The 13,458-nt window shown below is 32.9% G+C and carries 12 protein-coding genes and 1 riboswitch; of the genes, 7 read left to right on the top strand and 5 right to left on the bottom strand.

The features are described from left to right. Positions 1-108 precede the first annotated feature (108 nt). The 3 genes from ACSUE0_RS06850 to panE all read right to left on the bottom strand — a co-directional run bounded on the left by ACSUE0_RS06850 (position 109) and on the right by panE (position 2,566). Positions 109-615, bottom strand: a complete 507-nt coding sequence (locus ACSUE0_RS06850; RefSeq protein WP_436956682.1) for a cupin domain-containing protein — start codon at positions 613-615, stop codon at positions 109-111. 60 nt (positions 616-675) lie between these two features. After that, complete coding sequence (locus ACSUE0_RS06845) at positions 676-1,494, bottom strand: thioesterase family protein (protein ID WP_119614173.1); 819 nt, start codon at positions 1,492-1,494, stop codon at positions 676-678. A gap of 154 nt (positions 1,495-1,648) precedes the next feature. Further along, entirely contained in the window at positions 1,649-2,566 is a 918-nt protein-coding gene (panE, locus tag ACSUE0_RS06840; protein WP_436956680.1) for a 2-dehydropantoate 2-reductase, read from the bottom strand. Positions 2,567-2,767: 201 nt separating this feature from the next. On the opposite strand from panE, the gene ACSUE0_RS06835 reads away from it, so the two are divergent. The 7 genes from ACSUE0_RS06835 to ACSUE0_RS06805 all read left to right on the top strand — a co-directional run bounded on the left by ACSUE0_RS06835 (position 2,768) and on the right by ACSUE0_RS06805 (position 11,654). Next, complete coding sequence (locus tag ACSUE0_RS06835; RefSeq protein ID WP_436956678.1) at positions 2,768-3,523, top strand: CPBP family intramembrane glutamic endopeptidase; 756 nt, start codon at positions 2,768-2,770, stop codon at positions 3,521-3,523. A 142-nt stretch (positions 3,524-3,665) separates the two neighbouring features. Continuing rightward, positions 3,666-3,771: riboswitch (SAM riboswitch) on the top strand. A gap of 87 nt (positions 3,772-3,858) precedes the next feature. Then, positions 3,859-4,677, top strand: coding sequence for a MetQ/NlpA family ABC transporter substrate-binding protein (locus ACSUE0_RS06830; RefSeq protein WP_436956676.1), 819 nt, complete (start codon positions 3,859-3,861; stop codon positions 4,675-4,677). Positions 4,678-4,720: 43 nt separating this feature from the next. Next, the gene (locus tag ACSUE0_RS06825; RefSeq protein ID WP_436956674.1) at positions 4,721-5,653 is read left to right on the top strand and encodes a lactate/malate family dehydrogenase; all 933 of its coding nucleotides are present in this window, start codon (positions 4,721-4,723) and stop codon (positions 5,651-5,653) included. 130 nt (positions 5,654-5,783) lie between these two features. Beyond that, positions 5,784-7,688, top strand: coding sequence for a BglG family transcription antiterminator (locus tag ACSUE0_RS06820; protein ID WP_436956672.1), 1,905 nt, complete (start codon positions 5,784-5,786; stop codon positions 7,686-7,688). A gap of 78 nt (positions 7,689-7,766) precedes the next feature. Continuing rightward, the gene (locus tag ACSUE0_RS06815) at positions 7,767-9,740 is read left to right on the top strand and encodes a fructose-specific PTS transporter subunit EIIC (protein WP_436956670.1); all 1,974 of its coding nucleotides are present in this window, start codon (positions 7,767-7,769) and stop codon (positions 9,738-9,740) included. A 17-nt stretch (positions 9,741-9,757) separates the two neighbouring features. Next, positions 9,758-10,693, top strand: a complete 936-nt coding sequence (gene manA, locus ACSUE0_RS06810) for a mannose-6-phosphate isomerase, class I (RefSeq protein ID WP_436956668.1) — start codon at positions 9,758-9,760, stop codon at positions 10,691-10,693. 64 nt (positions 10,694-10,757) lie between these two features. After that, complete coding sequence (locus ACSUE0_RS06805; protein ID WP_436956666.1) at positions 10,758-11,654, top strand: ROK family protein; 897 nt, start codon at positions 10,758-10,760, stop codon at positions 11,652-11,654. Positions 11,655-11,823: 169 nt separating this feature from the next. Here ACSUE0_RS06805 and ACSUE0_RS06800 read toward each other — a convergent pair whose 3' ends face one another. Both ACSUE0_RS06800 and ACSUE0_RS06795 read right to left on the bottom strand, forming a co-directional pair. Continuing rightward, positions 11,824-12,324, bottom strand: a complete 501-nt coding sequence (locus tag ACSUE0_RS06800; RefSeq protein ID WP_436956664.1) for a threonine/serine exporter family protein — start codon at positions 12,322-12,324, stop codon at positions 11,824-11,826. Between the two features lie 13 nt (positions 12,325-12,337). Further along, positions 12,338-13,090, bottom strand: a complete 753-nt coding sequence (locus ACSUE0_RS06795) for a threonine/serine exporter family protein (protein ID WP_119614262.1) — start codon at positions 13,088-13,090, stop codon at positions 12,338-12,340. Between the last annotated feature and the right edge of the window lie 368 nt (positions 13,091-13,458).

Below are 13,458 nucleotides of genomic sequence, written 5' to 3'. Positions count from 1 at the left end.
AACTTCGTAATTTTGAGTAACATAATTTACTACGTTATCTCTATTTACCAACATTAATACCTCCGTGTAAGTTTGATAGTTAATATCAATGAAACAAAGAACTTAAAGTTAGTTCCAATGCTTCTTCAATGGACCATGACTACCAAATATTGGGTCTGTATTAGGTATGGATACATTTTCAATATTATATAAATTTTGAGGACGCTCGCTTAATTTGCCGACACAAATATCATATGACTGACTATGGGGATAGGCCCCCATAACTGTAAAGTCATTACTTTGACTTACCAGTTTGTGACCAGTACCAGCCGGTAATATTAAAGCATCACCTTCAGTAATACTAATAAGAGTACCATTTTTGCCTCCTAGTATTAATTGGGCGGTTCCATTGATTACCAATAAGACTTCATGTGAATTACTGTGATAATGATGATAAGAGAAAACACCACCTTCCCAAGTGTTACCCCATTGATTTGTGGATAATATATGTCTTAAATCATCAGTCGCTAAAAATATGTTTTGATAAACTAAAACAGGTAAATATGGGTTGTTAGGTATTTGTCCATCATCATCAAAATTTAATGTATTAATTGTAATTTCTTTTGGATGTTTCAAGTTTAAACACCTCTTTATTTTTAATAATATAAATTATAGTTAATCAAATAAGTATAAAATTTATTCTTTGTAATATACAAACTGACTTGTCGTTGCAAATAAATTGCCGTTATAACTCCATATTTCTCCAGTTTGATCGAAGAAACCATTGAAAAATTTAAGGGCACGTGTATGTCCAAGTAGCGGTTGGCTCCCATTGTTCTTTAAAGTCTCGGAATTAGCATGGAAATATATAGTGAGTGATACTGTCCCAATGGGAACGAATGCTTTACGACGTACATAGATACGTGGGAAGAATGCATCACATATAGATGTAAGAGATAAGAAATCTAAATCTCTATCAGGAGTGTCTTTTATCCATTGTAACGTTACGGAATCAGATTGTTGAGTAGGATTCATTGCTAGGGGTGCACCTTTAATCATTCTGATGTCATAGTTTTGTGCCCATGGTGGCGCGCTTTCTAATGATGTACGTGTTACTTCGTCTGCAGGTGGAACATCAGGAAAGGCTAGTTCTGTTGACGACCATGTATCACGTCGTTTAGCAGTAACTGCTGTTCCAGTAATAGCGGTTTTATCATTTTGTTTTAGTTCTATATACCAGTGTTGTGTTGACCGATTAGTTCTCGATGGATAGGCTATTATTCTAAAATTATCTTCTTGTATAGGAGCAGCATAGTTTATTGTTAGAGAGATGGGCTCTCCTAGAATATCATCATGTTCTAAAACTGCACGTAATAATGTGGATGCAATAACACCACCGAATGGCCCGACCATATTCGCATAGGCGCTGGAAGTATGTCCTGAATACATGCCTGATTTCTGTTGTGTGAGCTGAGTTGCTAAATCAAATGGATGTTGTGGTTGATTAGATTGCATGGCAAATGCCTCCTGTTTTCTTATATAAGTTATTCAAAAAGTTTAAATAAAACACATACAAAATGTTGATATTAAAAATAATCAAAAATTTAGGAGGTGCACAGAAAGTTAAGTTAAAAACTCGTTTCTGTCACGCTCCTATATGTGTAGTTGCTTACTGTAGCATTTCTTTATATACGCTATGGTTTTGATAAACACAAGTAAGCAGTGGTGCTTCTAAATTGTAATGTGCTGCTAATTCTAATAAATAACCTTGCAAATGATCAGTTTCGATATTAAGTCCCTTTTCCATATCGCGTTGCATGGAAGTTTTGAAATGATAAGATAATTGATTTAGCGCTTGCATGTATTTAGAAACAATTTGATCAGAGATAGGTGCATTGTGTTTACGCATAATATTAGCAGCCTCATTATACAAGGATTTAATAAATTCTATACCACCTTCACTATCACGAATAGGTCCAATAGGTGCATGCATAAGTGTTGTTACGCCCGATAATACAGTAATCATTAAGTATTTATGCCACATGCCTTGTTCGACATTTGTATGTAGAATAAATTCAGCTTTTGTGCCTGAAAATGCCTGTTCAACATATTTAGCACGATTGCTTTCAGTACCGTTTAATTCCCCAAAAAAGAGTTTATCAAATTGACTGGTTTGAATAATCTCCCCAGTACTATCAAGTGTTGTTTCTATAATGCAGTAGCCACCCATGATTTTATTTTTTCCAAAAGCGTTTTGTAATTTAGGGACATGTGCAACGCCATTAAGTAGTGGAATAATTAAGGTGTTATGATCTATAAATGGTTTTAAATCTTCAATAGCATGATCTAAATGATAAGACTTTGAAGATAATAGCACGATATCAAAAGGTTCGACACGATCATCTTTTGTGATGAGTTGTGGATTAAAATGATAATCGCCTTTTTCACTATGAATGGATAAGCCATTTCGTTCTAGATATGATTTGCGTTTGGGCCGTACTAAAAATGTAACATGCTTGCCAGCCTCAGCTAAGCGACCACCAAAATAACCACCAATTCCGCCAGCACCTAGTACCAATATACGCATCGACAACAACTCCTTAAAATATGTATAGTATATTTAATCTCTATATACCACTTTTCATTTCCTTCTACACATTGAAAATTAAATTATTTAGTTTAAATGTCTAGCTATACTATCTATTTATATTATTGTAAAATGTTTAAAGAAAATAAAAATTGTGCAATATAAAAGTGTATTGTATATAAAACTTTAGGAGGGGCTACAATGTCGTTAAAAAACGCAAAGAAATATCAATGGAAAGATATTAGCGGTAAAGATTTTTTTCTGCCAATCATTTATTTAGCTAGCAATTTTATATTATCAATCATAATTTTGGTCATATTGTTGGCAGTTAATATAAGTTTTGGTGGTAGTTACTTAGATAATGGAATTGATGAGTCGAGCTCTACTGCTTTGTTAATGGAGATTGGCGTTTTTATATTTATCATGATTATATGGATGTTGTTACATAAAAATAGTTATAAAGCTGAGTGGAAAAATGGGTTCAATAATATCAAGAAATATTGGAAACTCATTGTTGTTACATTTATTGTTATGTTTATATTTAAATTAATTTTTCCAGTATTAGTTGATGCATTTGCACCTGAACAATGGAAATTTGAAGAAACACAAAATGACTTATTGGTTCAACAAATGTTTAGTACACCATTTTCAACGATGCTTGCGTTCTTTTCTATTGTAATTATTGCACCGGTTACTGAAGAGTTTCTCTTCCGACACTTGGTAATTGGTGAATTAGGAAAGAAATTGAATTTTATAGTGATGTCAGTATTATCTGTAATTGTTTTTGCATCTCTACACGTAACAGAAGCGCAATCACCATTAGAAATAGTTATGTATCTCGTTATCGCTATAGGTATTGTATACATCTATTTAAAAACACAACGAAGTTTAGCTACTGCTATAGCACTGCATGCATTAAATAACTTTATTGCATATGTAGCAATGGTCCTTCTGTAAAGGTAAATAGCTTTAAGAGATTGTTGTTTCACATGGAACAGGATTGGATTAATAGACGTATTATTTAGAATTTTCTAAAAACTAATTGACTAAACATGAGTATAATGCTAGGATAAAAACATTGCAACTACATATTGATTTACTCTTATCAAGAGAGGTGGAGGGACGTGCCCTATGAAACCCAGCAACCGTCGTTATACGAAATGGTGCTAATTCACAAAAAGTTATCGAACTTTTAAAGATGAGAGAAGGTTTATACTTTCTCTTATAAAATTAAGAGAAAGTATTTTTTATTTAGTTTGAAATTAAAAAATTCATGAGGAGTGAAATAAAGTATGAGGAAATTAATTGTTTTAGGCTCATTATTAATATTAACGAGCGTGCTTGCAGCATGTGGCAATTCAAATGGTAAAGATGGGGACAAAAAAATAACAATTGCAGCTTCACCAGCACCACACGGTGAAGTGTTGAAACATGCGAAAGAAGAAATGAAAAAACAAGGATATGATTTAGAAGTTAAAACAGTTAATGATTATAAAGTACCTAATAAATTATTAGATAAAGGTGATGTAGATGCCAATTTCTTCCAGCATACGCCATACTTAAAAGCAGAAAAGAAAGACCACAATTATGATATAGAAGAAGTTGGAAAAGTATTTACTACGCCTATGGGTGTTTATAGTAAAAAATATAAAGATATTAAAGATATTCCTAAAGGTTCAACAATATACGTTTCTAACAATCCAGCTGAAGAGGGTAGATTCTTATCATTTTTTGTAGATGAAGGATTAATAAAGATTAAAAAAGGTGTTAGTATAGAAGACGCAAAATTTGAAGACATTGTAGAAAATAAAAAAGATTTGAAGTTTAATAATAAACAAGGGGCAGAATTCTTACCTAAGACATATGAAAGTAAGGAAGGCGCTGCAGTTATTATGAATTCAAACTACGCGTTAGATAATGGATTAACGCCACATAAAGATGCTATCATTAGTGAAACTGAGTCATCACCGTTTGCGAATATCGTTGCTGTGAAAAAAGGACATAAAGATGATAAAAAGTATCAAGCACTTATAAAAGTTCTACAATCTAAAGACATGAAAAAATTCATTAAAAAAGAATACGGTAAAGATGTAATTCCGTATGAAAAATAAATTATTATGAACAGATATCAGTAATAAAAAAGGGGTGTAGTTTATGTCTAAACTAGGCATTGTTGGATTAGGAAGAGTAGGTAGTCAAGTTTTAACAGATGTACAATATTTGAATTTATTTTCAGAGATTGTTTTGGTTGATGATAAAGATGAGATTGCAAGTGGAGAAGCTCTTGATCATAATCATTCGCAAGGATTATTTAACACTGCGCATATCAATATTAAAGCTGGAGATTATCAAGATTTAGCAGACGCTGATTTTATTGTGATTGCTGCGAGTGTACCAACAGATAAAAATGATGGTGATCGTACTTTATTAGCGCAAGGCAATCATGACATTATAAAAAATGTTATGAGCCAAGTTGCCGAGGTAACACAAGAAGCAATAATTATTTTGATTTCTAATCCTGTAGATTCGATAGTATACTTTGCTAACCAAGTAAACTATCCATCTAATAAAATTATTGGAACGGGAACATCTTTAGAAACTTCAAGGTTCAAGACGATTATCGCTCATCATTATCAAATCGATCCCAAAAATGTTGAGGCATTTGTTATTGGAGAACATGGACAACATGCAATACCTGTGTGGAGTAAAGTGCGTATTCATGGTATGTCGCTCACAGAATATGAAGATCTAAGTAATAGCCCAGAAATTGATAAAGCACATATAACATCTATCATTAATGAGGTATCTATGGACGTCTTTTATCAAAAAGGTTGGACTAATGCTGCTATTTCTAAAGTTACGACATCCTTGATACAAACTATTGCATTGGATCAACGTACTATTATCCCGCTGACTTCAATCAGTAAAGAATATGACTTAACAGATGGTGCATATAGTTTACCTACGTTAGTTGATCGCTCTGGTATTGTTCAAAGATTTGCAATTATGTTGGATGTTCAAGAAATGCAACAACTTAAAGAAGCTTACGAATATATTAGAGAAACTATCCATACATCAGAAAAGTAAAATAAATTTAAACATCAATTCATTAGATGATATCTTTTGAATTGGTGTTTTTATTATGTGAACTTCGATTAGCCACTTCTTGCTTAAATAATAGGTAATAGCTACAATGAATTTAAATATTAATTCATTTTTGATAAAGAATGAAAATAAGGGAAAGCGCGGTGCAGTGATGTTAGAAAGACATGCCAAACTTATTAGATTGTTACTCAACAACAGTAATCGTTTTTTAAGCGCAGATGAAATAGCAAATTACTTAAATGTCTCTAATAGAACAGTGAGAAACGATATTAAATATATTAATGTTGAAGTATTGTCGTCGTTAATTGCCAGTGTCAAAGGTCGAGGTTTCAAAGTGAACCAAGACCTATATAGTATAGAGTATATAGAAGAAATCGTTTCTGATTTTACAAACAAAGAAAACGAATTACTTCTAAAATTGGGTTATCATATTCTAATGCACCAACAACCCACAACTTTAGATGTATTAGCACATCACTTTAATTTATCTAAATCAGAAGTTAGTGATTATTTAACGCGTGTTCAGTCGTGGTGCAATTCATTTGATATTACTGTTAATCTAACTAAGAAAAAAGGCGTCACTGTAAACGGAAGCGAAATGAATATTAGAAATGCGATTCTACATTTAAATCAACTATCTTCAAAAAATAAAACTGTTGATGATGTAATACTAAATGAAATACCTAAGGCGCATATTGATATCATTAGTCAAATTATTGAAAGTAACTTAAATGCACATCATATACAAACTTCTAAAATACGAATAAAACAATTACTTATACACTTAATTATTATATTTAAACGTAATAACGATGACGGTTATTCATGGGTAGTCGATAAATCCTCCTATAAAATCGCGCAACAATGTATTACAGATATCAATTTGGAATTAGGTTATCAACTTTCAGATAAAACTGCGCAACTGTTATCATTCTTCATTAGCTATTATTTTAATAAATACGATTTAGGGTTTGAACGGATTTTTGTTAAAAGTTATATCGATCGTATGATTCATCAGATGGAGAAAAATGTAGGAGTAGATTTTACAGAAGACCTAGAACTACGCGACAATTTATATGCACATTTCAGCAGAACTTACTTACGTATAGCAAAGAATGTTTATATTAATAATCCTTTAACAGAAGATATTAAAAAGTATTATCCTTTTGTGTTTGATGCATTGTATGAGACAGTAACTCATCTTGCAAAAGACGCAAAAATAAATTTAGTTGAAGATGAAATTGCATTTTTGGCGTTACATTTTCAATCCTCCATAGATCGCCATAAAAAAGATTCGTTTAATATTGTTATCACTTGTTATTATGGGTTAGGAATTTCTAGTTTATTAGAAGCGAAAATTAAAAATATAGATGACAGCATTCATATAGTAGATACATTGAAAATGGAAGATATTGATGATTATAACTTTAGCAATATTGATGCTCTTGTTTCTACACATTCTATTGAAGGTACACAACTGCCTAATGATTTAACTTGCATAGAAGTATCTCCTTTATTTTCAGAGGAGGATGAAAATAAAATTACTTCAGCGTTACACCATAAGCAAAATCCTGTATTACACCAAAATGAATTAGCTTCAATTCAGTTTAGTGTTTGCTCAGATAAACAGGAACAAGTGGTTGCAAGTTATGTTTTTGAACAAGCTCAAATGATTCTGGATAACACTCATGCTGTGACGAAAGATTACATGAAAAGTGCATTGGAAAGAGAGAAATTTTCTTCTACGTATATTGGTAACGGGATGAGTATACCACATGGTGACCCAGAAAAAGTATTAAAATCACATATAATTATTTTCAAAAATATGCAAGGTTATATCTGGAAACAAAATAAAGCTAAGCTTGTTTTTTTCTTAGCAATTACAGAGCAAGACATTCCTATAATGAAGAAAATTATTCATAGTATTGCTAAATTGGATGAGAATGCTGTAGACCAATTATTAGTACTTGAAGATCAAAGTTTAAAAGAGAAAATTATTGATTTAATTAAAGAATAATTGCCACTAGTAACGGCAATTATTCTTTTTTACAACCTAATGAATGCGTTTACAATTGAGTTAAGGAGGATGAACCATATGAAAATTTTAGCGATTACGTCGTGTCCAAATGGGATTGCACACACGTATATGGCCCAAGAAAAATTGGAGCAAGCTGCCAAAGATATGGACGTACATATCAAGGTGGAAACACAAGGTGGCGTAGGTGCAGAAAATGTCTTAACAACAAAAGAAATTAGAGAAGCAGATGGCATTATTATTGCAGCAGATCGTCAAGTAGATTTATCTAGATTTGATGGAAAGTTATTAATTAACGAAAGTGTTAGAGAAGGTATTCATAAACCGGAAGTATTGATTCAACGTATTATTGATAAAGATGCTCATATCCATCATGAAACTAATGGAGCTAGTCAGCTTAGCCAAGAAGATAAACCCAAAACTGGTATTCAGATGGTTTATCAGCATTTAATGAATGGTGTATCGTTTATGGTTCCCTTCATCGTTGTAGGTGGATTGTTAATGGCGATTGCACTGACAATTGGTGGAGAAGCAACTTCAAAAGGTTTGGAGATTCCAAATGATTCATTTTGGAAATCAGTTGAAAATATAGGCAATTTAGCTTTCAGTTTTATGGTGCCAATATTGGCTGGCTACATCGCAGTGAGTATTGCTGACAAACCTGGACTTGTACCAGGTATGATTGGTGGCGCTATAGCTGCTGATGGTAGCTTCTACGGTAGTGATGCTGGAGCTGGTTTTTTAGGCGGTATTGTTGCTGGTTTTATAGCGGGTTACATTGCGAAATGGATTAAAAATGTAAAAACACCAAAAGTAATGGCACCCATTATGCCGATTATAATAATTCCTATTATTTCATCACTCATTGTGGGATTAATATTTATATTCTTAATTGGTGCACCAATAGCGAGTATCTTTGAAGCATTGACAACTTGGTTGAAAGGCATGCAAGGTACTAACATTGTAATCTTAGCATTAATTATAGGGGCAATGATTGCATTCGATATGGGAGGACCAGTAAATAAAGTTGCTTTCTTATTTGGTTCAGCGCTAATCGCTGAAGGTAACTATGCTGTAATGGGAATGGTTGCAGTAGCGGTTTGTACGCCGCCTATTGGTTTAGGTTTAGCTACGTTTATTAATAAACGTAAATTTAATAAAGGTGAAGTAGAAATGGGAAAAGCTTCGTTTACTATGGGATTATTTGGTATTACAGAAGGTGCTATTCCATTTGCTGCACAAGATCCGTTAAGAATTATTCCATCCAATATGATAGGGGCAATGGTAGCAGCAGCTATTGCAGCAATAGGTGGCGTAGGCGATAGAGTGGCTCATGGCGGTCCGATTGTAGCGGTTTTAGGTGGCATAGATCAGATTTTATGGTTCTTTATTGCTGTGATAGTTGGTAGCCTTGTAACGATGAGTGTAGTGCTATTTTTAAGAAAAAATACACCATCATTAGCTGTTGATACTAATAGTATTACAACTGGGATGACAGCGGAACAGCAAGATGACCAGTCAGAAGGCAATGCTACAACAAATACTACAACGGATATAAATAAAGAAAAAACAACTGAACAGACAAATAACACAGTTGATGTATTTGATAAAGATGTTATTAAAATAGTCGATAAGAAAAATACAAGAGACGAAGCGATAGATGATCTCATAGATCAACTAGATAAGAATGATTACATTACAGATAAAAAAGAATTGAAAGATGCTGTACTGAAACGTGAAGCAGAAGCAACGACAGCAATTGGAATGAATGTTGCAATACCTCACGCAAAATCATCAGCAGTGAAACAACCTGTTGTTGCTGTAATGAATAATAAACATGGTATAGACTGGGACAGTTTAGATGACACATTGCCTAATATTGTATTTCTAATTGCAGTACCTAATGACAGCAGTGATACACATTTAAAACTGTTACAAAGATTATCAAGAACATTAATGGACGACAATATTCGCCAACAGTTAATTGAGGCAACACAAACACAACAAATTTACGATTTACTTAAAGAAATATAAGTGGGAGGTAGGAATAAATGCCATTATTATTAAAACCTGTTTTTCAAGAAAGAATATGGGGAGGCAATGCACTTAAAGCATTTAACTATGATATACCTAATAATCATACTGGTGAATGTTGGGCGATATCAGCACATCCGAACGGTCCAAACATAATTGAAAATGGACGTCATAAAGGTAAAACATTAGATGAAGTTTGGGCAGAAGACAAAGTATTATTTGGGAATCCTAAAGAAGATAAATTTCCGTTGCTAACTAAAATATTAGATGCAAATGATAATTTGTCAGTACAAGTACATCCAGATGATACGTATGCGCAAAAGTATGAAGGAGAATATGGTAAGACTGAATGTTGGTATATATTAGATGCAAAAGAAGGAGCAGAAATTATTTATGGCGTAAATGCACAGAGTCAAAATGAGTTAAATCAAATGATTGATAACAAACAATTCGATGCACTATTCAAATCAGTCAAAGTTCAAGCAGGAGACTTCTTCTATGTGCCGGCAGGTACCGTGCATGCAATAGGAGAAGGGATTTTAATCTTAGAGACACAACAATCTTCTGATACTACTTACCGCATTTATGATTATGACAGAACTGATAAAGAAGGAAATAAAAGAGAACTTCATTTAGAAGAAAGTAAAGAGGTAATTGACCTTTCTGCTAGCTCACCGAATAAATCAGCTAAACATGAAGTGGTTCAAGGTCAGGATTATACGCAATTTGTATCTAATACGTTCTTTACAGTGGAAAGATGGATAATCAATGGTCATTTAGCCTATACAAAACCACAATCATATTGTCTAGTATCCATTGTAGAGGGCAATGGCGAAGTTACAGTAAATAACGAAATTATTACTTTAGAAAAAGGAACACATTTTATACTGACTACTGAGGATGAAGAAATTACATTTAAAGGTGATATGACATTTATAGTTAGCTATGTATAAAAATTAAAGGCGAGATAACTTTAGTTATCTCTGCCTTTTTATGCAATCATAGGAGGTAATTACAATGTTGAAAATTTGTACAGATATAGGTGGAACAAAGACAATTGTAGGTTTAATCAACGAAGATTTAGAAATTATAGAGAGTCATAAATTTGAAACTTATGTAGATAACCCCAAACAACAGTTTACTGAAATAATCAATATAGCTAAGAATTACTTAGAAAGTGTTGAACATATAGATGATACAGTACTAAATATTGCTATGCCTGGGCCGTGTGATTATACTCAAGGTGTATTTTTAAATCCTCCTAATTTACAAAAATACAATAATTTTAACGCAGGTGAATTTATCACTGAACATAGTTCATTTAAACCATATTTTGTAAATGATACGGATGCTGCTATATTAGCAGAACAACGCTATGTTCCATCGATGACAGAGGATTTTATATATTTAACTATAAGTACAGGTGTTGGTATGGCATACATGAGAAATGGCACTCTAGTTTCTGGTAGCGATGGTAATTTCGGTGAGATTGGTCATACTATTATTAAAGACAATAGTGACTACCAATGCCCTGTTTGCAAACAATATGGTTGCGTTGAAAATGAAATTTCTGGATTAGCAATAAGTAGGAAAGCAGGAGTAATGCTTAACAAAGAAGTTAGTACTAGAGAGGCAATCGAAATGTATAATGCAGGAGAAAATAAAAAAATCGTACAGATGATTGAAGAAGTAATAGATTTAACACAAAAGTTATGCATGAACCTATATAGTATCTTCAATGTATATAATATCGTACTTGGAGGTGGTGTAACACAAAGTACATTACCTTATAAAGCGCGAATTGAAGCATATGCACAAAAACATCACTTGATTCAAAATAAAGAGATAGTAGTCAGAATAAGTGATTTAGATGCGAATGTGTTAAGAGGGCTTTATTATGTGAATAAAAAATAAATGAAAGTTTTTCAGTGTCTATTGGAGAGGGATTGAAACTTAATTTTTCTGAAAAAGGTTTCGTTGTCTATCCTTGGCAATGACGACTAGAGTTGAAAAAACATGATTTAAAGGTCTTTTCGAATCAGCCAGCTACTACCATTATAATGAGTTGAGACAGAGACATTATTTATGTTTCTGTCTCTGTCTCTGTCTCATACGAACTGTTAAGCCTTTTTATAAATTTTTTGACTAATAATAATTTACGAATATTGAGTGTCTTCGATAACTGATCAGATAATAGCAGACCTAAAGCAATTGAGCCAGCAATCAAAATAGCACGAATAAATGTGTTTGTAGCATCTGTAAAATTGAGCGTCACAAGTTGTTGTGTGGCTCTAAAGGCAATACTACCAGGAACCAAAGGTATAATACCGGGAATCATAAATAACACAACAGGCGCTTTATAAATACGACTTAAGATATGTGCTATTAAACCGAGTGTTAAACTTCCTAGCAAACTTGTGTATATACTATCCATATGAAAATTTCTTTCTAAAATAAAAGAAATGGAATAACCCATAGCACCAGCCAAGCCAGCAGGTAAGAAAATTTTTCTAGGTGCATCATAAATCACATTGAAAAAGTAAGATGCACTGAAACTACATAGAAATGTAAATAGGATCGTCATTACGATTCCCCCTTTAAAAGATGAGATAAGCGATAGCAATCCCAGACCCTATAGCAAAAGCAATTACAAGTGCTTCTAAGAACTTGGCTGTAAACATTAACATATGTCTTCCGAACAAATCTTGAATAGCTGTTGTTATTAGTACACCTGGAACTATTGGCATAACAGCTGCAATCATTGCTGGACCGAACGTTTTATTGACATTAAATAAATCGGATCCCAATATAACCAGCATACCAAGCACAAAAGAACCTACAAATTCAGGTATAAACATCGTTAATGATTTACTCTGCATATATTCAACAATTAAAAAACCAATTGAACCGGCAATAATTGTAGTGATTGCATCTGACCAGGTGCCGCCTTGTAAATATAGGAAACTTAATGAAATTATTCCTGCAGCCGTTACCTTTTTCCATAATGGAATATTTAAATTAGTGTGATCGACACTTTTTAATAGGATATAAGCCTGATCAATAGATAATTGATTACTGGTAAGCTTTCTAGAAATTGAATTAACTTGAAATATTTTTAATAAGTTGGTGCTATTTTTGTTTATGCGTAATATACGTGTATCATGTTCTTCGCTTAATGAAAAATTGATGAATACGTTGATTACGTAACCTTGACTATTATAATAGCCCATACAAATTGCGATGCGACGCATAGTATCTTCTACTCTTGATACTTCAGCACCAGAGGAAAGTAGTATCTTTCCAGCCAGTAGTATAACACTTACGGTTAACTTGTCTTTATTCTCACTCAAATGAACACCCCAACTTATACGATTAATATGATTATTAACCCAATATTAATTTATAAATTCAATATGGAATATAAAGTGTCAACAAAGGCATATTGGAGGCAAAGGGTAGGCTTAGGTTTGTGTGAAGGTATAGTTCAAGGGAGTCTAAAAGAGTTTATTGATTAGTGGATAGGAGGAGCCTATGTATCACACTTCACCATTCATTTTTTTATTTGTTATATGCTTAAAGCTGAGACAATTAATTTGCCTCAGCCTTTTTATTATTAACCTAGTTTTGAGTTTTCTTTTGCATAAGCATCACTAAGAAAATTCCTTCGTTAATTTTCAAGTGATCAGAGGAACACAAAAGTATTCTTTTGCATAAGCAT

This window comes from Staphylococcus sp. AS1337 (assembly GCF_051408735.1).
GTDB lineage: Bacteria > Bacillota > Bacilli > Staphylococcales > Staphylococcaceae > Staphylococcus > Staphylococcus xylosus_B.
The sequence above is the reverse complement of the archived record's forward strand: the minus strand, read 5'-3'. Positions and strand labels throughout refer to the sequence as shown.